The organism is Chitinophaga sp. SVR4-12A, assembly GCF_056754765.1.
Genome location: NZ_JBPGWP010000001.1, coordinates 5396259 through 5419620, shown reverse-complemented (window position 1 = coordinate 5419620; position 23362 = coordinate 5396259). Strand labels below are relative to the sequence as shown.

23 protein-coding genes are annotated in these 23362 nt (G+C 49.0%); 16 read left to right on the top strand and 7 right to left on the bottom strand.

Annotated elements, in window-relative coordinates; genetic code table 11:
* The first annotated feature begins 101 nt into the window (after window positions 1-101).
* The 6 genes from ACR9Y8_RS22055 (at window position 102) to ACR9Y8_RS22030 (ending at window position 3394) form a co-directional block, all read left to right on the top strand.
* Window positions 102-491: a VOC family protein gene (locus tag ACR9Y8_RS22055; protein WP_481215423.1), complete on the top strand. Its 390-nt coding sequence runs from the start codon at window positions 102-104 to the stop codon at window positions 489-491.
* A gap of 71 nt (window positions 492-562) precedes the next feature.
* Window positions 563-1072, top strand: coding sequence for a GbsR/MarR family transcriptional regulator (locus ACR9Y8_RS22050; protein ID WP_481215422.1), 510 nt, complete (start codon window positions 563-565; stop codon window positions 1070-1072).
* Between the two features lie 56 nt (window positions 1073-1128).
* Window positions 1129-2073 carry a TIGR01777 family oxidoreductase gene (locus ACR9Y8_RS22045; protein WP_481215421.1) on the top strand — a complete coding sequence of 315 codons (945 nt, stop codon included), beginning with the start codon at window positions 1129-1131 and terminating at the stop codon, window positions 2071-2073.
* A gap of 34 nt (window positions 2074-2107) precedes the next feature.
* Entirely contained in the window at window positions 2108-2491 is a 384-nt protein-coding gene (locus ACR9Y8_RS22040; RefSeq protein WP_481215420.1) for a CoA-binding protein, read from the top strand.
* Between the two features lie 145 nt (window positions 2492-2636).
* On the top strand, window positions 2637-3113 hold the full coding sequence (locus ACR9Y8_RS22035) for a ribonuclease H-like YkuK family protein (RefSeq protein ID WP_481215419.1): 477 nt from the start codon (window positions 2637-2639) through the stop codon (window positions 3111-3113).
* Between the two features lie 158 nt (window positions 3114-3271).
* Complete coding sequence (locus ACR9Y8_RS22030; RefSeq protein WP_481215418.1) at window positions 3272-3394, top strand: hypothetical protein; 123 nt, start codon at window positions 3272-3274, stop codon at window positions 3392-3394.
* Here the strand turns inward: ACR9Y8_RS22030 and yihA are convergent.
* A complete protein-coding gene (gene yihA, locus ACR9Y8_RS22025) occupies window positions 3373-3981 on the bottom strand; it encodes a ribosome biogenesis GTP-binding protein YihA/YsxC (RefSeq protein WP_481215417.1) in 609 nt (202 codons plus the stop codon). The genes ACR9Y8_RS22030 and yihA overlap by 22 nt on opposite strands.
* A gap of 55 nt (window positions 3982-4036) precedes the next feature.
* On the opposite strand from yihA, the gene ubiE reads away from it, so the two are divergent.
* The 7 genes from ubiE (at window position 4037) to ACR9Y8_RS21990 (ending at window position 10474) form a co-directional block, all read left to right on the top strand.
* Window positions 4037-4783 carry a bifunctional demethylmenaquinone methyltransferase/2-methoxy-6-polyprenyl-1,4-benzoquinol methylase UbiE gene (gene ubiE, locus ACR9Y8_RS22020; RefSeq protein ID WP_481215416.1) on the top strand — a complete coding sequence of 249 codons (747 nt, stop codon included), beginning with the start codon at window positions 4037-4039 and terminating at the stop codon, window positions 4781-4783.
* Window positions 4756-5466, top strand: a complete 711-nt coding sequence (gene porT / locus ACR9Y8_RS22015; protein WP_481215415.1) for a type IX secretion/gliding motility protein PorT/SprT — start codon at window positions 4756-4758, stop codon at window positions 5464-5466. Before ubiE ends, porT begins: the two co-directional genes overlap by 28 nt.
* A 141-nt stretch (window positions 5467-5607) precedes the next feature.
* A complete protein-coding gene (locus ACR9Y8_RS22010) occupies window positions 5608-6954 on the top strand; it encodes a dihydroorotase (protein WP_481215414.1) in 1347 nt (448 codons plus the stop codon).
* Window positions 6955-7130: 176 nt separating this feature from the next.
* Window positions 7131-8459 carry a MutS-related protein gene (locus ACR9Y8_RS22005; protein WP_481215413.1) on the top strand — a complete coding sequence of 443 codons (1329 nt, stop codon included), beginning with the start codon at window positions 7131-7133 and terminating at the stop codon, window positions 8457-8459.
* A gap of 151 nt (window positions 8460-8610) precedes the next feature.
* The gene (locus tag ACR9Y8_RS22000) at window positions 8611-9528 is read left to right on the top strand and encodes a helix-turn-helix domain-containing protein (RefSeq protein ID WP_481215412.1); all 918 of its coding nucleotides are present in this window, start codon (window positions 8611-8613) and stop codon (window positions 9526-9528) included.
* A 90-nt stretch (window positions 9529-9618) separates the two neighbouring features.
* Window positions 9619-10047, top strand: coding sequence for a MauE/DoxX family redox-associated membrane protein (locus ACR9Y8_RS21995; RefSeq protein WP_481215411.1), 429 nt, complete (start codon window positions 9619-9621; stop codon window positions 10045-10047).
* Between the two features lie 70 nt (window positions 10048-10117).
* Complete coding sequence (locus ACR9Y8_RS21990; protein WP_481215410.1) at window positions 10118-10474, top strand: hypothetical protein; 357 nt, start codon at window positions 10118-10120, stop codon at window positions 10472-10474.
* A 50-nt stretch (window positions 10475-10524) separates the two neighbouring features.
* Here ACR9Y8_RS21990 and ACR9Y8_RS21985 read toward each other — a convergent pair whose 3' ends face one another.
* From ACR9Y8_RS21985 to ACR9Y8_RS21975, 3 genes are read right to left on the bottom strand one after another with little or no spacing between them, the layout of a single operon-like run.
* The gene (locus ACR9Y8_RS21985; RefSeq protein WP_481215409.1) at window positions 10525-11790 is read right to left on the bottom strand and encodes a TlpA family protein disulfide reductase; all 1266 of its coding nucleotides are present in this window, start codon (window positions 11788-11790) and stop codon (window positions 10525-10527) included.
* Between the two features lie 19 nt (window positions 11791-11809).
* Window positions 11810-13168, bottom strand: a complete 1359-nt coding sequence (locus tag ACR9Y8_RS21980) for a RagB/SusD family nutrient uptake outer membrane protein (protein WP_481215408.1) — start codon at window positions 13166-13168, stop codon at window positions 11810-11812.
* A 17-nt stretch (window positions 13169-13185) separates the two neighbouring features.
* A complete protein-coding gene (locus ACR9Y8_RS21975) occupies window positions 13186-16617 on the bottom strand; it encodes a SusC/RagA family TonB-linked outer membrane protein (RefSeq protein WP_481215407.1) in 3432 nt (1143 codons plus the stop codon).
* Window positions 16618-16882: 265 nt separating this feature from the next.
* Here ACR9Y8_RS21975 and ACR9Y8_RS21970 point away from each other — a divergent pair, with 265 nt between their 5' ends.
* From ACR9Y8_RS21970 to ACR9Y8_RS21960, 3 genes are read left to right on the top strand one after another with little or no spacing between them, the layout of a single operon-like run.
* On the top strand, window positions 16883-17434 hold the full coding sequence (locus ACR9Y8_RS21970) for an RNA polymerase sigma factor (RefSeq protein WP_481215406.1): 552 nt from the start codon (window positions 16883-16885) through the stop codon (window positions 17432-17434).
* A complete protein-coding gene (locus ACR9Y8_RS21965) occupies window positions 17421-18542 on the top strand; it encodes a FecR family protein (protein ID WP_481215405.1) in 1122 nt (373 codons plus the stop codon). Before ACR9Y8_RS21970 ends, ACR9Y8_RS21965 begins: the two co-directional genes overlap by 14 nt.
* Window positions 18543-18581: 39 nt before the next feature.
* Window positions 18582-20123 carry a YifB family Mg chelatase-like AAA ATPase gene (locus ACR9Y8_RS21960; protein WP_481215404.1) on the top strand — a complete coding sequence of 514 codons (1542 nt, stop codon included), beginning with the start codon at window positions 18582-18584 and terminating at the stop codon, window positions 20121-20123.
* Window positions 20124-20160: 37 nt separating this feature from the next.
* Here ACR9Y8_RS21960 and ACR9Y8_RS21955 read toward each other — a convergent pair whose 3' ends face one another.
* The 3 genes from ACR9Y8_RS21955 to ACR9Y8_RS21945 form a co-directional block, all read right to left on the bottom strand.
* On the bottom strand, window positions 20161-21384 hold the full coding sequence (locus ACR9Y8_RS21955; protein ID WP_481215403.1) for an MFS transporter: 1224 nt from the start codon (window positions 21382-21384) through the stop codon (window positions 20161-20163).
* Window positions 21385-21470: 86 nt separating this feature from the next.
* On the bottom strand, window positions 21471-22421 hold the full coding sequence (locus ACR9Y8_RS21950; RefSeq protein WP_481215402.1) for a helix-turn-helix domain-containing protein: 951 nt from the start codon (window positions 22419-22421) through the stop codon (window positions 21471-21473).
* A 61-nt stretch (window positions 22422-22482) separates the two neighbouring features.
* Window positions 22483-23361 (bottom strand): hypothetical protein, encoded by an 879-nt coding sequence (locus ACR9Y8_RS21945; protein ID WP_481215401.1) that lies wholly within the window; start codon window positions 23359-23361, stop codon window positions 22483-22485.
* Window position 23362: the final 1 nt, after the last annotated feature.

The window sequence follows — 23362 nt, the reverse complement described above, 5'->3', positions numbered from 1 at the left end:
AGGTGAATGCTAATTTGTAAATCAATTCGCTTATAATTCGTAAATTAGTAACCATCCCCCAAAATAATAATCCTGATCATCATCCTGATAATTATCCTGTCATGAAACCTCCCGTGAATACACTTAACTGGTTCGAGATACCCGTAAATGATTTTGAAAGGGCCAGGCAATTCTACAGCCGGCTGTTTGACTACGAGATGCAAGATGCGCTGGCGGGACCTAACCGCAGGGGATTTTTGCCCCATGACCAGCAAGGCGGCGGCATTGGCGGCGCTATTGTGCAGGGCCCGGATTATATTCCCAGTCAGCGCGGATGTTTGGTATATCTTAATGCAGGTGATGACCTGAGCATTGTGCTGGCGCGCGTAACAGATGCAGGCGGAAAGATCATCCAGGAAAAAGCCCTGGTATCGGAAGAGCAATCACTCGGGTATTATGCTATTATACGCGACTCTGAAGGAAACCATATTGCTCTACATTCTATGCATTGAAACGGATGATATAAACCCCCTATTACCTTTCAATGTATTTTGAAACTTCAATAAGTTTCCCTATCTTTAACATGATGAAATTAGCGGAGGCAAAAGCACAGTTTATTCAGACCTGGGGCTCACTGGGCGCCCAGTGGGGCATTAACCGTACCATGGCGCAGATCCATGCACTGTTAATGGTGATGCCTGATCCGCTAAGTGCTGACGAGATCATGCAGGAACTGAACATTTCCAGGGGCAATACCAACATGAACGTGCGGGAGTTGATCAACTGGGGACTGGTAGAGCGGGTGTTGGTGCCCGGGGAACGCCGCGAGTTCTTTACCGCTGAAAAAGATATCTGGAAAGTGGCCACCTTAATTGCCAGGGAAAGGAAAAAGCGCGAGCTGGACCCCATCATGAAAGTATTGAACCAGCTGCAGGATGTGGAAGGGGATCAGAAAGACAAATACGTAAAAGCCTTCAGGGACTCGATTCATAACATCAACAAGTTTGCCCACCAGACAGACAAGACCATCACTTCTTTCGTTAAAGCTGAGGAAAGCTGGTTCTATGGTACCCTGATGAAGATCTTCAAGTAATATTTTTTTCTCTTTATGTTTCAATAATTATTGAAAGTATTGAAATACTACAGACCATGAAAAACAAAAAAATAGTGATTGCCGGGGGTACCGGCTTTATAGGCCAGGGCCTGATAGACCACTTTGGAGACCGGAATGATATTGTGATCCTTACTCGTCATCCCAGGATCAATAAGGGGCGTATCCGTTATGTATACTGGGACGGAGCAAGCCTGAACGGCTGGGAAAGCCATCTGGAAAATGCAGACCTGCTTATCAACCTGGCAGGTAAAAGCGTGAACTGCCGTTATACAGAAAGGAACAAAAAAGAGATCTTCGACAGCCGCACCAAAGCCACGGCCGTATTGGGCGAAGCGATCAGCCGCCTGGTAAACCCGCCGCAGCTATGGATCAACGCAGCATCCGCCACGATATACCGTCACGCGGAAGACCGCCCTATGGATGAATTTACAGGAGAGATAGCCAACGACTTTTCTGTACAGGTATGCAAACGCTGGGAACAGACCTTTAATGATATAACATTACCGCATACACGGAAAGTGATCTTACGTATAGCCGTTACGCTTGGACCGCAGGGCGGTGTGATACCGCCTTACCTGAACCTGCTAAAGTACGGACTGGGCGGCCGCCAGGGCAATGGGGAGCAGATGTTCAGCTGGGTACATATTACCGACCTGTGCCGAATGATCGCCTGGTTACAGGCGCATCCCGGGCTGGACGGCACATTCAACTGCAGTGCACCTTACCCGGTACCGAACAATACTTTTATGGCAACGCTGCGGAAAGTGAGCGGGCATGTAATGGGCCTCCCTGCTCCCGCCTGGCTGCTGGCCATGGGCGCCCGCCTGATAGGTACGGAAACAGAACTGCTGCTGAAGAGCCGCTGGGTGTTGCCTACCCGCATTACCCGGGAAGGTTTCAGGTTCCAGTACCCACATCTGCAGGGCGCATTTGAGCAGATACTGCAGCAGTTGCCACGGCAGCAATATCACCTGTTCTGATCCGGTTTCAGTAAAATGGCTTATTTTAGTGGTAATGGAAACCTCGATCAATGGTGATAAGAAATTAACGGTGGTGCTGGGCGCCTCTCCAAATCCGACGCGGTACAGTTACCTGGCGGTGTCGCGGCTAAAAGCACACGGGCACCCGGTGGTGGCCATCGGCAAGCGCGAAGCGCAGATTGCCGATACGCCTGTAATAAAAGAGCATCCTGCTGTTGAAAATGTGGATACGGTTACACTGTACCTGAACCCGCAAAGGCAGCAGGAGTATTATGATTACATCCTCCAACTGCGTCCTAAACGCATCATCTTCAATCCCGGTACGGAGAATGAAGAGCTGGAGCAACTGGCATCCCGGCATGGTATCAAGCCCGTTGAGGCCTGTACCCTGGTATTACTGAGCACCGGGCAGTACTGATCTGCCGCTTTTTTCGTATATTCGGTAAATTTCTTTCTATCCATCCACCCCGATCTTGGCTGGCTACAGATACCGATTGGCTTTTCTCCAACAGATTGATAGCGTATTAACTGAGACGCCTATTCACTCTTAATTATACATACATATGTTAAAATGGAGAAGATTCAATGGCGACCCCATTCATCTGCCGATCAAGGATGAAGTACGGGAAGCCATCATCCGGGAAAGCGCCCGGGGGTTCAAACTGAAGGTGTGCATCGGCACTGATTCACAGGTAAAAGGTGCAGAAACCGAATTTGCTACGGTGATCGTTTTTCTGCGTGAAGGCCATGGAGGTTTTATGTTCATCCACAATGAAAAAACACGCGATTCCTATTCCATTAAGGAGCGTATGCTGATCGAAGTGGCCAAGAGCATTGAGATCGCCTATGAGCTTTGTGACCTGTTCACGGAATACGACGTGGATATGGAAGTGCATGCAGACATTAACACCAATCCCCAGTTCAAGAGTAACCTGGCGCTGCGCGAAGCAATGGGTTATATACTGGGTATGGGCTTTGCCTTTAAGGCCAAACCTGAAGCTTTTGCAAGCAGCAGCTGTGCCAATAAGGTGGTGAACTGAGCCTGACAGCGTAATCTGCTGATCCCCCAAAAACATTCAACAGGATGTGGCCCACACGTCCGGTAGCTTTGTCTCCCCTATCGCATACCCACATTTTTCTACTTCCTGTAACATATAAGCATGTTTCTCCCTCTTATTTATACCTAAATCCCCTGTTCATGAAACATGCCATCTACATACTGTTAGCTGCTTTAGGATTACTGCTGGCCTCCTGTAAAAAACACCATGATGATCTTGCCCCTGTATCTAAACTAAGGCCTTACGCTATTGCCCGGAACTGAGCATTCATTACATCTATAAAACCCAGTATGGCATCGCGGCCGGTCTTCTTGACTGTAGATGTAACAAAGTGAGCTGGCAGGAACTCCCAGTTCTCCTTCAGCCGGTTGAGAAAGGCTTTTACATTGCGGCTGGTCTCTACCTGTGTGTTCTTATCGGCTTTGGTGAACACCAGGTTAAAAGGTACCTGCCACTCGCCCAGCTGGTCAATGAACTCAAGGTCCAGCTTCTGGGGGGTATGGCGGCTGTCTATCAGTACAAATACGTTGACCAGGTTTTCCCTTTTGCGCAGGTAGTTCTCTATCATCTGCTCCCAGCGGCGGCGCTGCGACTGGCTAACTTTGGCAAAGCCATAGCCGGGTAGATCTACCAGGTACCAGGCCTGGTTGATGAGGAAGTGGTTGATCAGCTGGGTTTTACCGGGCGTACCGGAAGTTTTGGCCAGTTTCTCGTTGTTAGCCAGCATATTTATCAGGGAGGACTTGCCCACATTGGAGCGTCCTATAAATGCATATTCCGGAAGATTGGGCTTGGGGCATTTGTCCCAATCGGCATTACTGATAAGATATTCAGCTGATTTAATGATCATCGTCTTAATAATTTACTGCATTCCTTTCCTGGACATTTACCTAACTTTGCCCCCTATGTCAGACAAAGTCAATGTTCAGAAGGTAGTTCCCTACGTGGGGTCAAAATTAAGTAAGAAGGAGCAAATAGCGGACATGTTCAATAATATCGCTTTCCGCTATGACTTCCTGAATCATTTCATGTCGCTGGGCATTGATGTGATCTGGCGTAAAAAGGCCTTAAAACAGCTGAAAACCCTCCAACCCAAACAAATGCTGGACGTGGCCACCGGTACCGGTGATTTCGCCATCATGGCCAGCCGCCTCTTACAACCCGACCATATTACCGGTATTGATATTTCTGAAGGCATGCTGGCTGTGGGCCGTAAAAAGATCGAAAAGCTGGCGCTTGACAATAAAATAACCCTGCAGACAGGTGACAGTGAAACAATAAGTTTTCCTGACCAGACGTTTGATGCGATAACGGTTGCCTTTGGCGTCCGGAACTTTGAGCACCTGGAAAAAGGACTGTCTGAGATGCGAAGGGTGTTAAAGCCAGGTGGGAAACTGGTGATACTGGAATTCTCCAATCCAACAGTTTTTCCCATTAAACAAATATATAATTTGTATTTTCGTTATATAACTCCCCTGTTAGGGAAATGGATTGCGAAAAGCCAGGCGGCCTACAGTTATCTGCCGGATTCTGTAAAGGCTTTCCCCCAGGGACCGGTAATGTGTAATATTTTAACTAATACTGGTTTCCAGTCGGTTACATGCAAAACGCTCACTTTCGGCATATGTTCAATTTATTGCGCAACGCGCTAACCTTATCCCTATTGACGATCCTATGGAAGCCTGCTACGGTTCATGCCCAGCAAATGATGAACATGCTGGAACATGATGCCAAACCTTACTACTTCGGTATTACGCTGGCTGCCAATCAATCTGCTTTTAAACTGCACCAGGCGCCGGTTTTCCTGAAACAGGATTCCATCATGGTGGTAGAGCCGTTGAAGACCATGGGCTTCAACCTGGGGCTTTTGGCCAACGCCCGTTTGAGCACCTACTTTGACCTGCGCTTTAACCCGCAGCTGGTATTTGCTTCCAAGAACCTCTACTACCGGGAAAACTACCAGGAGACGCCGGAAACCGATAAAAAGATCGAATCCATCCTGCTGAGCTTTCCGATACAGATCAAATTCAAATCTGACCGCATTGGTAACATGCGGGTATACACGATCGCCGGTCTGAAATACGACTATGACCTGGCCGCCAATGCACGCGCCCGCCGTGATGATCAGCTGGTGAAGGTGAGAACGGGGGACTATGGCTATGAGCTGGGCGCCGGCTTTGAGTTCTATTTCGAGAGCTTCATTTTCTCCCCTGAGTTCAAGATCAGCAATGGCTTTGGCAATGTGCATGTGAAAGATCCGAACCTGCGGTATTCGAATGTGATCGAGAAGCTGCAGTCGAGGATGATCGTGTTCTCGATACATCTGGAAGGATAATTGACAGTTGAGAGTTGTCAGTGGTCAGTGGTCAGTCGTCGGTGATCAACGCGGAGACTATGGACGCTTCAATCACTGACCACTGACCACTGACAACTGACAACTGATGACTGTCAACTTACAACTCCCTATCTTTGCTTCATGCAAAATTACCTCATCAGAAATATTGCGGTGGTAAATGAAGGGAAGACTACCGTACAGGACGTATGGATCCGCAACGACCGTATTGAAAAGATAGCTCCGCAGATCAGCATTGAAGGCAATTACACGGAAATAAACGGGGAAGGCAAACACCTGCTGCCCGGTGTGATTGACGACCAGGTACACTTCCGCGAGCCGGGCCTTACCCATAAAGCCACGATCTATACCGAAGCTCGTGCAGCCGTAGCCGGTGGGGTAACCAGCTTCATGGAAATGCCCAATACCAAACCTGAGGCTATTACCCAGGAAAGACTGGAAGATAAATATGAGATCGCCCGCGCCAATTCCCTGGCCAATTACTCCTTCTTTATGGGCGTGGCCAATGATAATGCAGAAGAAGTACTGAAAACAAACGCCAAAAAAGACCGCGTTTGCGGTGTAAAAATATTCATGGGCTCCTCTACCGGTAACATGCTGGTGGACAATTACCTTACCTTGGAAAAGATCTTCTCCGAAAGCGAATTGCTCATCGCCACCCACTGCGAAGACGAAAAGATCATTCGCGAGAACATGGCCCGCTTTAAAGCGGAAAAAGGAGAAGAACACCTGACCGCAGCGGACCATCCGCTGATCCGTAACGAGGAAGCCTGTTTTGAATCTTCCCTGGTGGCCATCCAGTTTGCACAGAAACATAATTCCCGCCTGCATATCCTGCATATTTCCACGGAGAAGGAACTGCAGCTGTTCAGCAATATGCTGCCGCTCTCTGAAAAACGTATAACCGCAGAGGTATGTGTGCATCACCTCTACTTTACCGCTGATGACTATGTGCGCTACGGGAACCTCATCAAATGCAACCCGGCCATTAAAGCGGAACATAACAAGCACGCGCTGTGGAAAGGACTGCTGGATGACCGGCTGGATATTATTGCCACCGACCACGCCCCGCATACCTGGGAAGAAAAACAACAGCCCTACCTGCAGGCGCCCTCCGGTGTACCATTGGTGCAGCACAGCCTGCTGATGATGCTGGAGCATGTAAGCAAGGGTAACCTCACATTGGAAAAAATGGTGGAGAAAATGTGCCATGCCCCCGCAGCATGTTTCCGCATCCGCGAAAGAGGTTACCTGCGCGAGGGATATTTTGCAGACTGCGTGATCGTTGACCTGCAGCAAGCCACTACCGTAGACAAGGACAATATCTTCTATAAATGTAACTGGAGCCCGTTTGAGGAACATACTTTCCCTGCGGCAATCACCCATACTTTCGTAAGCGGCCACCTGGCCTGGCAGAACGGCGTGTTCGATGAAAGCAGGCAGGGACAGCGTTTATTATTTCAGTCGTAAGTTGACGGTTGTCAGTTGTCAGTGATTGACGCGAAATATTTTATACCTTTTGTAACAATAAGCGCTTGTGGTATTATGGAATTCAGCGTATACTGCATCTGTACAAATAATAAATAACTGCGTTGCGTCAATTACTGACAACTAACAACTAATAACTGACAACTAATTGTTTATAAATGGAGCTGGACAAGACGACCTATTATGACCTATCTATCTTTAACCGGGACGAGGAATATTCCTTATTTCACCGGCTGGATTTTACCACTACTGCAGGAGGAAGGGAATACCTCCGGCAGCTGTTCAGCACGCCTTTACCAAATATTGCAGCCATTCAGCAAAGACAGGATGCATTACGGTATATATTAGAGAAGGAAGCAGCCTGGCCAGAGATCATCACCAACGGCACCATTGTGGTGGTAGAGAATTATCTCGAAGCGCAGATCTCGCCTATCTCCAATACCAGCGGCCCGGGATTGCTGTTCAATGCAGTGATCACCAAAACCATTTACGCACCTGACTACGGCTTTATTAAATTCTCCTTTACACAGCTGCTGAACCTTGTAAAAGGTTTCCGCTCACTGGTACAATCATTCAACTCAGACCAGACACCGCTTGTTTTAAAACAGCTGCTGGACAGGGCGCAACACCTCTTACACCAGCGCGAATTTGCCGACCTCTTGGCGATCACTGAACCGGAGCGGCTGAGCTTTATCCACATACTGCGCTACGATAACCTGATACGCAACCGCCAGAAAAAACACCTTTGGGAATTGCTGGAACTGTACCAGAAACTGGATGCCTATTATGCAATGGCCAAAGCCATAAAGCATTACAAACTGCAGTTCCCCGAGTTTGAGGATACCGCACATCCGTTTGTGCATGCCAGGCAACTATACCACATGATACTGCAATCGCCTGTATCCTATGATATCAACCTGGACCCGAGCGCGCATTTTCTCTTCCTTACCGGGGCCAATATGGCGGGCAAGACCACTTTCATCAAAGCGGTGGGGGTAGCGGTATTCCTGGCGCACATTGGTATGGGCGTGCCTGCACAGCAAATGCGGCTCAGCTTCTTCCATGGCATCTTCAGTAACATACAGGTGCAGGATAATATTTTCAAAGGAGAAAGCTATTTCTACAGCGAAGTGCAACGCATCAAGAACACGATCATCAAGATCAGCAACGGTAAGCATTGGCTGGTGCTGATAGATGAGATGTTCAAGGGCACCAATGTGGAAGACGCCAAGAACTGTTCGCTGGCCGTTATACAGGGCTTACTGCGCAGCAGCAACTGTCTCTTCATTCTTTCCACTCACCTGTATGAACTGGCGGAAGCCTTGCAGGACGAGCCTAATATCCGCTTTAAATATTTTGAATCTGAAGTGATAGCAGACAACCTGCATTTCACCTACCAGTTGAAAGACGGTATTGCAAAAGAGAAAATAGGCTACCTGATACTAAAGCGCGAGAAAGTACTGGACCTGCTGAAAGAGATAAAATAGACAAATTTGTATTACTAATATTTTTAACGCCACTGCACTTGTCTTGCAGTGGCGTTTTTTAATTTCAGGCATTACCCAATGCTATGAAAAACCCGGCCTGCCAACAACTATACCGTTTTATAATCATCATGTTAACCAAAATCACGCACTCATGAAGTACTCTTTTCCCGATGTGCCGGCGCATTTGATCAATACAAGTGATGAGATACCGGCCCCCTATAAGAGCTACCAGTACCCTTTTGCAAAAAGCCTGTTATCTTCCACTCCTGTAGCAGTGATCCTTGAACAGAAAGTTACGATCAGGAACTACACGCTCTCACACCACTGGATCTTTGTGAAAGGACCTGTAAAACTGCGGCTTTCGTCTGAGGATAAGGGCGCTATTCTTTTTTGCATGCTGCAGGGCAGTGTGGATTGCCGCATCAACGGCGCCCGGCCACAACGGTTGTACCAGGGGCAGTATAATTTACTGCAACTGCGTAATGCCACGCATGAGATTCAGTTAAATCCCGGTTTGTACGCTTCCTGGGGTATTGACGGACCGGATGTATTACCGCCTCTTTCGGGTATCATCCGTAATAAACTCTACCAGCTCATCCACGAAGTGATCCACATTGCGCCAGATAGAAAAACGACGGAGATCCAGCTCTACAGCAAGTTGCTTGAAATACAGGCGCTGGTGCTGGATGAGATGGAAAGGGAAAGCCGTCCGGCGGGCGATGCCAACAGCCGTTTGTTCGAGACCATCCGCGCCTATCTCTGTAACCGCCTGGATACCAGGCCAGACCTTGCCCAGCTGGCCCGCAACTTCTGTATCAGCCAGTCAAAACTGAAACAGGGTTTTAAGAAATACTACATGACCACCGTTTGGAATTACCACCACAAACAACGGATGGAGAAGAGCATGCAGCTGTTGTTGCAGAGCAACAAAAGCGTGTCGGATATTGCAGCAGAGCTGGGATATATGCCGACCAATTTTACCCGGGACTTTAAAAAATTCTACGGATATCCTCCCCGGGTGCACAGAACTAATGGAGTTAGTATGGCAGGAAAAGGATTTTTGCAGTAGCTTTACGGCGACACCTGAAATGTAGCCAACGTTAGAGAAGCGCGTCCTGCCTGCAACAAAATTGCAGGCACGGAGCCTTAAACTACTCCTATGTCCAGAAAACTCATTGCAGAAATTATCGGGGGCCTGTTTATATTGCTATTTCTTTACACGGCCCTGAGCAAGCTCAGTGAAATTGCTCTTTTCCGTCTTGTACTTCGCAGCTCACCGCTGATCTCGGGTTATGCAAATCTCGTGTCTATATTGATACCTGTCAGCGAAATACTGGTTTCCTTACTGCTATTCATACCAGGCACCCGGCGCGTGGGCCTGTATGCAGCATTTCTGCTGATGCTGATCTTCACGTTGTACCTGGCTTATATGATCTGCTTTACTGCGCAGCTGCCCTGCTCATGCGGGGGAGTGATCAGCCGGCTAACGTGGCAACAGCACCTGGTATTCAATATCGCCTTTACCCTGCTCGCTTTAGCAGGTATCCGGCTTAGCCGGGAAGCACGGCGCACCAGTTTATCCTTATAATAAACAGGCAGTGCCGAAAACCTGTATAAAAAAGTAGGCGTTTTGCATAATCCTTAAACCTTTTTGTTGTATGAAAAAATTTGGTATTGGCTTATCAGCCGTTGTTCTTGCGGTAGGAGCAGTAACCTATACCAAGGCCAGTAAAAAAGTGCGTGGCACATTTGCCGTGCAATGGTTCCTTTATTCTGATGGAGGCGACGATATTGCGTCCAACATTACTGAAGCAAGGAACGTGAATAATTATATTGCAGCAGGCGCTACCGCACCTTTTGAGTGCAGCAGTAACGTACGCCTCTGTGCTATCCAGGCGGAAACCAGTGGCAGCCTGCCGGTGATCACCCAGGGCACTACCCTCGACAATCAGCTTGTAACTTATTTCAATACTGGCGGCTCAAGCGTTGGCAGCCTGCTAAAGGAGAAACCATGAAGGCCGATAGCCGCGTTAAGGTCACCTCGCAAGCAATTGGGGTGACTTTTTTATTCTGAGAGCACGAACACTTCCATTTCACGCAGTGCAGGCAGCAGGTCAAGCCCGTAAGCCTGCAAGGCCGCACGAAGGCCTGGCAGATCTTTGAGCAATGACCCGTTGAGGCTTAGCACTACGGGCGTTTTTATGTTTGTTTCATTGATGACCGGCGGAATGCCTTCTGTCAGGTTGAGGGACAACACCATTTCATCTATGCCGGAGAACAGGAGGATGCCTCTTTTACTCTGCGGAGGCGCATTCGCACTTAGTGCCGGGAGAAGACCGTTTTTCTTTTTCACCAATCGCAGGCAATGCATCCGCCTTTGCTCAAATCGTCCACGTAGCCCAAGGTACCTGTCGAGATCTGCGAGCATGGCGGTCAGCATGGCTTTTTCCGATGTATGCAACGGCATGCGGGCTTCATAAGTGTAAGCGTTGCGCGCCATCCACTCTTCGTAATAGTATTTACCGGGATCGTAAAAGAAGCGGGCGGAATCTCCTGTTTCTACTATGAAGCGGTTATGATGTCCGTAAAGCGCAGTGTACTTCAGGGCTTGCTTATAAAGACCGATAATGGGCTGATTAATGGCGTAATAGCGTACATACCTGTTGGCGCTGTCTGTACTGAATTCAGACATGGATCTGAGACCAGATGGCAGGTATGCTGTAATAGCGGAATAGTATACACTTCCCGGTGTGGCGGGGCCGTTATCAGCGGGCATGAGCAGCGGAGCCTCGTAACGGAAATCATAGTTGGTGCTGTTTACAGGCCAGTTGACCGCTTCGCCGTTCAGCAGGCGTTGAATGTTAGCAGCATTCACATATTGCTCAGTGGTGATGCCGCGCACAATGCCGTCGCCATCTATCCATACTTCATGCGGTACACCATCGTGCGGAAAGGATGCACTTAAGGCAGTGTCTTCCACCACCGAAGGAATGGAAAGTGATTTGGTGTAGCGGTTGGCTTTCCAGAAAGTTGCTATCATTTCCTTTTTCTGAGCGGTGACGGGCAGGATAACCAGGTTATCGCCAAAAACCTTTTGGAGTGAGTCCATTTTAGGCAAGGCCGCTACACAGGGAAGACACCAGGTAGACCAGAAGTCGAGTATCACCAGTTTTCCCTTGAAATCAGAAAGGCGGGCGCTGTTGCCGGGGTAATTTATGATGGAGGAAATGACAAGGTCGGGACATTTATCTCCAACGCTCAGCCCCTGCTGATGCACAGGGATGATAGCCTGCAACAGCAGTTGCATGTTTAAGAAGGTCGCTGTCAACATTTCACATATGGTTATCTGATCATGGATTCTGAGGCATTCCCGTTTTTTCGATTACGGAACGCGGCAGCTGTAATGCATACCGGGGGCTGTTGGGAGCCAGCTCATATCTTTGCCCATCGAGTATGCGCACGGGCTTTATTGTAAACTGCGGATCGTCTTTCAGGCGGCGCAGGTCTGACCAGCGGGCGCCCCTGAAGAGCAGTTCCTTTCTTCTTTCCGTTAATATTTTCTGCAACGCATCTGCCGGACCTGTGGCGGTGATGGGAACAAAGGCGCCTGTTCTCCATCTTGTTTGCAGTAATGCATTCAATGCCTGCATGGCAGCAGCAGTATTGGCAGCCCTTGCGTTGCATTCTGCTTTTACCAGGTACATTTCATCGGTTACAATGCCCGTAAAAATATTGATGTTGCTGAGGGTACCCAGCCCGCTGTAGTCGCCTTTAAAGGTGGTAAAGCCAGTATTGTTACTAAAATATATTTTCCTGCGAAGATCATTCGCGTTGTAAGTAGCGTATAGAGTCGTATCTATCCTGTATAATGACGCCGCGATGTCGGAAACCGGCGCTAAAGCCTCGAAGATCACTTCATCGCTGAAACGCTTAATGGGTACGTCTGCAGCAGGATCCAGGGTATTGTAGTCTATCAGCCGGCTATAGAGCTGCAGACAGGAATCTGCATAGGCCCCCGCCCGCGCATAATCCTGCATATCAAGGTACACCCGCGCCAGCAGCCCGTAAGCAGCTGGCTTACAGGGCCTGCTTTTAATGGCAGGCGTTAAGGGCAGCAGGGGTACGGCCTGCTGCAGGTCTGCTATGATCTGCTGGTAAGTTGCTTCAAGGTTGGCCCTTACAGACACTTCCGTATAATCTGCGTTGAGGCGTAAGGGTATACCCATGGTGGTAGATGCGCTGCTTTTATTATAGGGTAAGGTGAATACCTGTGCAACACCGTAAAAGTAAAAAGCGCGAAAGAACAGTGCGGAGCCTTTAACATTGTTCCAGGCGGGCTGTTCGCTTACATTGTGCTGCACATCACCAATATTATCCAGGACCACATTCGTCTTGAGCACTGCCTGATAAGCGGCCGCCCAACGGTCGAGTGTCTGGTCGTCCTTTTGCCAGTTATAAATATCCCGGTCCAGCTGGCTCAGGGTCTTCCAGTCATCTGTTGTAAAGTAGAAATTATCAGCCGCCAGCTCCTGTGCATAAGGGTATTGCGTGTTCAGGGTATAATCATCCAGCAACAGCTGCAGGTCCGCTATTGTAGAGGGCACAGCCAACCTGTCATCAGGCTTTGCATCCAGGAACTTTTTACAGGATGAAAGATTGCACGTGATGAGCGTGATGATACAGAAGGACAATATGCGATAACTCTTCATGCTGGCAAATAATTTAATTAAATATCCACTTTCACTCCCAGTGCAATGGTACGGGGTGGCCTGAGGCCGGAGGGCGCGTCCGGATCAATCCCTGCTTTGTTGGCTTTCCATATCAATGCATTCAGATTGCTCATATAGGCGTATAGCTGGTAATTCCGATAGCGGTAGCTCAGGCGGATATCTTCCAGCCTGATGTGATCACCTTTTTCAACGGTGATCTCGGAATTGGTATAGAAGTTATCACGACTGAAGCTGGGATTGGGATAGATCATGGAAGGAACGTTGGTGAACTTTTCATCGCCGGGCTGGCGCCAGCGTTTCAGGTAGTCACTGTGACCGGTGCCGGAGGCATACAAGGAGCCATAAGCGATCGTGCTCCTTCTGAAATAATATCCCAGCTTGTAAGTGATGTTTGCAGAAAGAGAAAGGCCTTTCCAGGTAAATGTATTTAACAGGTTCCCTGAAACCGGCGGCAATGCGGGGCCATGGATCACCTGTTCGTTGATGGGTGTTTGCGTAAGCGCGTCATAGTCTTTACTTACGTGACCGTCGATATATCCCTGCGGATCGCCGGTGGCAGGGTCCAGACCCGCCCATCTGTAGCTTACCACCACATAGGGATTATAGCCGGGCAGGGGATTAATAGAAGTACCATCATTGATAAAGCCGTTGGTAGGCGCCGTTGAAAGATAACGGCCCACCTTATAGTCGGCATAATTGAGAATAAAGCTGGTTTGCCATCTGAAAGCACCGCTTGTGATGTTCTGGCTGTGCAGCTGTACTTCTATGCCTTTCCCTTTCACATCTGCGGAATTGGTAAGTATGGTACCCAGACCGGTGGTAGGATCCAGCGGCTCCAGGCCGATCACGTCTATAGATTGTTTACGATAAAATTCCAGGCTGCCTGAAAGGCGGTTGTCCCGCAATGCGAAATCAAGACCGATATTCAGGGTCTTCACTTTTTCCCAGCGCAGGTTTGGATTGGCTACATTCGCGACGTAGGCAAAAGGAATGTTTGTATTCTGGGATGCTGCTGAGTTGCGCATAATAGTAGTAAGCGCCGTAATCGTGTTATTCACGTTACCGCTTGCGCCGTAAGTGATACGAAGATTCAGATACGGTAATAGCGAGGAGTTGTAAAAATGTTCATTGGAGATCTTCCAACCGATACCGGAAGACCAGAGCGGCACTCCTTTGCGGTTGGTTTCCACGCCAAACAGGTTGGAAGCGTCTTTGCGCGTGCTTGCAGAGACCGTGTATCTCTCATCATAGGTGTAAGCGGCATTCAGGTAAAGAGAGACGAAGCGGTCCAGCAGGCCGGTAAAATCAGCAAAGGAAGGAATGACGTCCATTCCGCCTGTAATGAGCGGATAAAGGCTCACATAATCTACATTCGTTGCGCTGGTATGATTGTCTGATCCAAAGACACGGTAGCTGTTACCAAGGGTATGGAGCTGCCGCAGCTCGGCTCCGGCGATGGCGGCCACTTCATGTTTACTGCGCCAGCGGTGGTCAAAGTTCAGCTGGCCTCTTAACATATGGCCTTCCTGGTTGGTATTTGCGAGGTCAAGAATGCCGCCGCGTGGAACGATATATACCGGGCTTCCACTACCAAGCTGTGTGAAGCGGTTGATCAGATCGCGGGTATAGAAGCTACGCTCATCGTGGTATACCCGGGAGTTTCTGTCTGTCCGCTGATACTGGTACTTTACTTCAGCGCTGAGCGAAGGAAGGATATCGTATTTCGCGCCCAGGTTAGCCAGCAAAAGCTTAGTATCTGTGGTATTGTCATTCAAGTTCAGTTCTTCCAGGGGGCGATATCTCCAGTCGAGCAGCATACCATGGCCTACGGTGTCGAGAAAGGTTGTCCTGTACTTGTTATCTATTGTGAGGGGATTACCATTGTTGTCTGCCAGGCGCGCATAAGGAGGCAGGGCCCTGTTCAGCAGGCGGTAATTCACGGTCCCATATCCCCCAAGGCTGTTACTGGCCTGATCGCTTTGCGTGTATTGCACACCAGCCATCAGCTGCAGCCTGGGTAAGGCTTGTATGGTATTATCTGAACGGATGGTGATACGCCGGTAATCATTTCCTTTAAGTGTGGTAAGGTTCCTGTCGAACCCTGTTGAAAAGAAATATTTTACATTTTTACCGCCTCCACTGATACTGGCGGCATATTGCTGGTTGACGCCTTTGCGGTAGATATATTTTTCGAAATCATTCCTTACATCTACCTTCCGTAAGGCATTGATGGCGGCATCTGCCTCTGCGGGGGAGATCTCGCCGTTCCTTTGTTTTGCCAATAGTTCCACTACAGGTGTCAAAGGCCGCCTCGGACTGCTGAGCTGATTATTATAAAAGCCCTTATCAAATAAAAACCGCTCCAGATCAATAAAGTCCGAAGCGGGTATCTGAGGCAGGGTAAATAGATCAGGTTTATCCAGGATGGTTATGTTCGAATTGAATGAAATAACGGGCCGTTGTTCAAAGCTGCCTTTTTTAGTAGAGATCACTATTACACCGTTTCCTGCTTTAGCGCCCCAGATGGAGGCTGCCGCAGCATCTTTCAGGATAGTGATGCTTTCAACATCATTCGGATTGAAGTTGTTGATATCACCTTCGTAAGGAAAATTATCTACTACGATCAAAGGTTGCGCAATGGTAGAGGTAAGGGTATAAAGGCCACGGATCTGTATCTGTGGATTAGCCGGATCACGGCGGTCAAACAGCACCCCGCTGCTGACACCCTCCAGGCGGTCGAGTATCCCGGTGCTCACTCTCCTGCTAAGGAGGTCATTGCCAATTTTCACAAACGAGCCGGTAGCTCTTTCTTTGGGAAGCGTTTGGTAACCGGTAGACACCACCGATACACCTGCTATGTCGATAATGTTCCTTTCCAGCTGTATGTTCAGCGCTGCCTGCGAGCTTATTTTCAGCTGGCGGGTTTGGTACCCCGCGAAGCTAACGAGCAGTGAGGCGCCGGTGCTTACCTGGGGGAGGGAGAACCTGCCCTCTTCGTCGGTGACTCCTCCCCTGCCTGTTCCTTTCACCAACACAGTGGCGCCCACCAAGGGAGCGCCAGCTGCATCGGTTACTTTGCCTGTGATCATCGTCAGGAGGGAGTCCCGCCCCTCCGCTAATATCCTGTCAGCCTTTGCTGCTTTTCTTATCAGAATTACGTTTTCGCTGTAGGTCCATTCGAGTCCTCTGCCTTTGAACAGGGACTGCAGCACTCTGTCCAGTGGAACATCCTTTACATGGATGCTGATCTTTTCGCGGCTATCCAGGTGTTCCCCGGAATAGAAAAAATGGTAGCCCGTCTGTTTCTGTATGATAGAAAAAACTTCACGTAGGGCAATATCATCACCCCACACCGTTACTTTATCTTTGGCCTGATAAAAGCCATAGGCATAGGAACAGGACAAGCTGCCGGCAAGCAGTAAGATCACCAGCCATAGGTTAGTCCGTTTACCGGGGTATGGAAATCTTTTGTTCACAGGACATTTATGAGACGGTTCAATTTGCAAAAAGGGTGTAAGGATACCTAACATTTTTCACCATACCGGAAGATTATTTAAAAATTCCACATTCTAGTTAATTACTTGTTAACGTAAGAAATTTACGGGATTTTTCAATTAGTAGGAGGCCTTTATAAAACCACTGTGATCAAAAGCGCGTACATATTATCCGGAGACCGGTTAAAATCGTCTGATCATGGTTGCAGATAATGACCAACTTCTTTTCCAGCAAATGAAAAACAACCAGGAAGCGGGGTTTCGTGCGCTTTTCCAGAAGTACAGTATGCCCCTGAGGACGGAAGCCTACTTCCGGCTGAAAGACCTCCAGCTGGCGGAGGATGTGGTACAGGAGTTCTTTCTGGCATTATGGGAAAAACGACACCGGATCAATATCGACCGGTCTGTTAAATACTTCTTCTACCAGTCTGTCCGTAACCGTTGTAATGACGCGCTGGACAAACAGGAAGTATACAGTCGCAAAACCCGGGAATATGCGGCGTACGGAGAGGAGTACATCCATCCTCCGCTGCCGGAGTGCCTCCAGGCGCCTGTAGGCAAAAATGTAAGTTATTATATGAGCGCCCTGCCGCCACAGGCGTCAAGGGTGTTTCACATGATCGTTATTGAAAATAAAAAGAAAAGTGAAGTGGCCGCACAGATGGCCGTGAGCGTGAATACCGTCAAGTCGCAGCTAACCCGTGCGATCAGCATTTTAAGAAAACGTTTTGGGGGCGATGGAATACAATAGTGAAGATATACACATCCTCTTAATTGAAAAAATATCCGGCAATATCAGTCCAGCTGACGAAGCGCTTATAGACAAGCTTATCAGCGAGGACCCTGCCGTTGCCAGTACCTGGGCCTCTCTGCAGTCTACCTTCTCCACGCCTGCCGGGCGCGAGGCGCTTGACCCTGCCCGACATGAGGAATTTATTGAAAAAGTGGTCGTCTCCCTGCACCGGGGCCAACACAGGCGCCAGCAATTATTCTGCGACATAGGGTATGCGGCAGTTATATTGCTGCTATTGAGTGTTTGCTTACTCTGGCCGGAGCTGCGGCGGCAGGGACCTGAACCAGTGCCTGTCGCCAACCGGGAAGTGCGCCTGCAACTGGGTAATGGCCGGATGATCAGCCTGGGTAATAACAGCCCGCAAAGCATCCGCCTGGAAAACGCTTATCTGCGGCGTATTCACGATACGCTGACATTTACTGCCGCCGGTAATGAAATGATCAATACGCTGATCATCCCTCCGGGGAAGAGTTATACACTTCTATTATCGGAGGGGACAGAGATCCGGCTCAATGCTGCCACTACCTTAAGCTTTCCATTCACGTTTAAAGGTAACAAAAGGGAGATCAGGGTAAATGGCGAAGCATACTTCAGGATCGCGCGGAAGGCAGGCCAGCCCTTTATTGTACACACGCCGCAGTCGGTCATAGAAGTACTCGGCACCACCTTCAATGTAAACACTTACCATGACGGACGAACAACCGTATCCCTCCTGGAAGGAGCCGTAAAGATAAAGGCCGGTAATGAGGTCCGGACACTGCAGCCGGGCAAACAGGCCATGTATGATTCGCAGAAGGGTATGGAGGTACGGACATTTGACAAAACCGAAGTGCTGGCCTGGCTGAAGGATGAGTACCTTTTTCACGACACGCCCCTGCAGGAGATTGCCAGGGTAATACCCCGCTGGTACGGCGTAAACGTTGTGCTGGATAACCCCGGTATTGTTAATAAACGCTTCTCCGGCGTGATCCATAAAAACAAGCCCTTGTCTGTTTTACTGGAACATCTGCAGAAAACTTCGGAGCTGCGTTTCCATTATAAAGGCAGCGTGCTGCATATCAAATAATTCATTTATTTTCGTCACCTACCAACCATATCATCATCCATGATTGTTAAAACCTTTGGCAGCGCGGTACAGGGCGTTGCGGCAATAAGCATCACCATCGAAGTGAATGTTTTCCCGAAAGGCACCCGTTTCTTTATAGTGGGGCTGCCTGATAACGCTGTAAAAGAAAGCGAGAAACGAATTGAATCTACCATTATCAGCCTGGGCTACCGTTTTCCGCGTTTCCGCACGGTAGTGAACATGGCCCCGGCAGACATTAAGAAGGCCGGTTCTGCCTATGACCTGCCTATTACCCTTGGCATTATTGCTGCTTCGGGGCAGATGCCAGGCGAAGCCTTATCACAGTATACCATCATGGGAGAGCTGTCGCTTGACGGCACCATTCAGCCTATTAAAGGAGCCTTGCCTATTGCCATACAGGCCAGGCGGGAAGGTTTCAAGGGGCTCATAGTGCCCTTGCAGAACGCCCGTGAGGCAGCCATGGTGAACGAGCTGGATGTATACGGGGTATCGCATATCCGCGAGGTGATCGGGTTCCTGCAGGACCCGCGCTCACTGCAGCCTGTTCGTGTAGATACCCGCCAGGAATTCCTGGCTGCCCAGCGGGATTTTGAGGTAGACTTCAGCGATGTAAAAGGGCAGTACCTGGTGAAACGTGCCATGGAAGTAGCGGCAGCAGGCGGGCATAACGCCCTGATGATTGGCCCGCCGGGCGCGGGTAAAACGATGCTGGCCAAAAGGATCGCTACCATTCTCCCACCCTTAAGCCTGCACGAAGCGCTGGAAACTACCAAGATCCATTCTGTAGCGGGCAAGCTGCCGGAACATGCTTCGCTGATAGCCAGGCGTCCCTTCCGCGACCCGCATCATACCATCAGCGATACAGCGCTGGTAGGCGGTGGCTCTATTCCGCAGCCAGGTGAAATATCACTGGCGCATAACGGTGTACTATTCCTGGATGAGCTGCCTGAGTTCAAACGGAAAGTGCTGGAAGTAATGCGGCAGCCGATCGAAGAAAGAAAGGTAACCATCTCGCGGGCGAGAACCGCTGTTGATTTTCCTGCCAGCTTTATGTTGATCGCGGCCATGAATCCCTGTCCATGTGGTTACTACAACCATCCGGATAAGGATTGTACCTGTGCACCGGGCCTGGTGCAGAAATACCTGAACAGGGTATCCGGCCCGCTGCTGGATCGTATTGATCTTCACGTAGAGGTGACACCGGTATCCTTTACAGCATTGCATGCGCAGGACCAGGGAGAATCAAGCGATACGGTCAGACAGCGTGTGATACGTGCCAGGGAGATACAATCACAACGCTTTGCGGGATATGAAGGCATTTACTGCAATGCACAGATGAACAGCAAGCTGTTAAGACAAATATGCCGCCTGGATCATGACAGCGGCACATTGCTGAAGAACGCCATCAATAAGCTCAAACTGTCTGCCAGGGCTTATGACCGGATCCTAAAAGTGAGCCGGACCATTGCAGACCTGAGAGACAGTGAGCATATTCAGCAAGAGAATATCGCTGAGGCGATACAGTTCAGAAGCCTGGACCGCGAGAGCTGGGGGATGTAGAAAGTTGACAGTTGTCAGTTGTCAGTTGACAGTAGTTTTATTTTCCACCGGAAACAGCGGGTTTAAGGTTCAGTTCTTCTGCATCTTTCCATTTTGTTTTTACCAATATCAGCAGCACGAGCACAGCTAATACGGTGTAAGCACAGCCGAGCATTGCCTGGTTGGTGATGTTAACGGTGTTTACCAATAGCGAGCTGAAAATGGAAGTTACGATGCCGAAGCCACCGCCTACCAGTCCGCTGGCTTTACCTGCATATTGCGGGAAGCGGATCAGGCAATAGGACATCAGGTTGTTGAAGATAAATCCGCCTGCGCTATGTAGCAGGAAGACATAAAGCAACAGGGTCCATAAACTGTGATAATAGATCGTGAGTGGTATCAGCACGGCTACTGTTATCAGCTGCAACCCACTGGCCAGCAGCAGTTTCCTCATGAAAGGTTTGTCGATCAGCATTCTTGAAAGCGAGCCGCCGATCATCACTGAAACGCCCGAGAAGAGCGAACAGTAACCTGTTACGGTGGGGGCAAGATGCAGCCGGTTTTCGATGAGGAAGGGGCTGCACATTCCATACAGCAATACCATCGCATAGGTGAGCCCCAGTATGATCATCCCGGAGGTGAAATCCGGCGTTTTCAGCATATTGCCATAAGCGGTAAGGATGGTACGCGGACTAAATGGCTGTGCTGCCTTGAGGGATTCTCCTCCTACGATCAGTTCAATTACAAAGAAGAACAGGCCAAAACAACCCAGGAAGATAAAGTTGGAGGTCCAGCCCCAGCCTGTTTGAAAGAAACCTCCCAGGAAAGGCGCTACGATCGGCGCTATAGACCAGATAACAGAGAACATGCTGGTATATTTCTTCAACAGCTCTCCTGTAAACATATCAAGAAAAAAGGCGCGCTTGCTTACTGCGATCACCGCAATGGTAAAACCCTGTAAGATCCGCATGGCGTAAATGACCTGTAAGCTGGAGGAATAGGCTATTACGAAACTTGCTATGCTAAATACCAGCATGGATATAAGATTAGGCCAGTACCGCCCGTAGGTATCTATCAAACCTCCCACGATCAATTGGGAAACACCATAACTGATGATGAACAGGGAGAGTGTTAACTGAATAGCGGAGGGCGTAGCCTGTAATTTTGCTGCCATATCGGGCAATGATGGAATAAAAATATCCATGGCAAAGCCGGAAAGCGGAATTAAACCTAGTGCAACAATGGTGTTCAAACCTATTCTGGATGCTTTGATTCTTTTCATCTGTGAAACGCTTAGTTGGTGATAATGCAAAGATACTTCACCCAGGCGCCGCCGGATTATACGGTTCAAAGGTATCCTTATATAAATCAAAGATGATAAGCAGGGGTGCTTACGCTGCCCAGCCTGAACTCCATGGGCGCTATTGCAGTATAGTGCTTAAAGAATTTATTAAAGTGTGAAGGATATTCAAAACCAAGGGCGTACGCAATCTCAGCGATGTTCCAGTCTGTATTTCTCAGCAGGGCTTTTGCTTCTGCAATGATACGCTCCTGGATGATGGTACGGGTTGTTTTACCCGTGTGCTTTTTTATTACGCTGTTAAGATGGTTCACATGCACATGGAGCAGGTCTGCAAAGTGCGAAGGCATCAATAACTTCAGTGCGTTCCGGGGAGAATCAACCGGGAACTGCTGATTCAGCAAGGTGAAAAAGGCATTCACCAGGCGGTCTTGTATAATACCGGGTTGAGATAGCTGCATTTGCTGTAGGCGGATGCCTTCATGGATCAGGAGCTGCAGCATATTGCGGATCATATCCCATTTAAAGGGATATTCGGACTCCTGCTGTGCCTGCATTTCCTTAAAGTATACACTGATGCGTTCCCTTTCTTCGGGCGACAATACGATAACGGGATGCACGGAAGGATTAAACAGGGAACAGGCATATTGCACGTCCGGTGGGATATAACCTTCTATGAACGGTTTATTAAAAAAGCAGTAGTGGCGGAACACCGGTCCTGAAGTGATTTCAATCGAGGAAGGTATGGCGGGGTTGGTCAGGATCAGGCATGGCTGGTCTAAGGGTATTTCCTGGTCATTATATACCAGTATGCCCCTGGTATTGCCTATCCCCGTACTGCTCAGGCAGATCCTGTAATAATCCCTCCGGTTAAAGGGCGATTTAGGCAGGGGGCATTGAGCCGTCTTGGCGTTAAAATGGCCTTTGGTAGGCGCGCCCCGCAGCAGGTCCTGCGGGATCTCCATGCCTGTTCTTTCATAGAACTGCAGGAGGCTTTCCGTTGGTATTCCCTTTTCCATGTTCCCGTATTTACCTTGAATGCCCTGCAAGGGGCTTATATAATTCAAAGGTAAGACATTTTTAGAAGCTGATGCCTGCTCCTATTCTCAGCCCGTAGTAATTGTTGTGTGCGCCATTGAATCGGGTGGAGATCTGGTTGTTATTCCTCATATAGGTAACATCAAGACCTTTACGTGTTTCCGCCCTACCGATGAGGCCAGTGAGCGACAAGGAACAAAAAGAGTTGAGTGCGTAGCTAAGTCCCAGCTGTCCATCCAACATATTGCCGTTCGCTTTTTGCCTGAAACTCACCGGGTGCATTAATGCGGCTATCAGGTTCCAGTTGGCTTCTGCCTTATATTTTACCAGGCAATATGCAAAGGCGGCAGTAAGCCTCCATTTTTTACTGCAGCTGTAATCTGCGCCTATTGAAAGCTTAGGGCCATACCATTTTGCGGTATAGGTGCTTCGCAGCTCCTCGAGATCGGGATTGAGGAGGTAATAGTTTTGCGTGGAGGAGGTGTAAAATAAGCCCGCCTTCAGGCGATATATTTCCCTGGAAAGAAAAAAGGCATGCGCTCCGGCCGTAAAAGTTTCCAGCCATCCCCTGTTGCTGGTAAAAGTTTGATCATAGCTGGGGTGCGTGCGGTTATCGCCCTCATAATCGTTATCTACCCCATCGCCGCTGACCGTTCCATTTTTCTGCCAGGATCCGTTTAGTTCCAGCCATTTGAGGGGGCGGTAACTGCCTTCTATATACATACCCAGGGATGTTACTTTATTAAAATGCAGTTCTGATAAGACGTTGGGCGACTCCCCCTGCATATTGCCTGCGATGGACCAGTTAAAATCACTGATATCGGCCGCTCCCCCGGTGGAAATAGTAAAGCTGTGCTCCTGTGCATGGACAATGGCGACATTCAACAGGAGGGTAATAAAGCAAAAAAGCAATCTGAACACC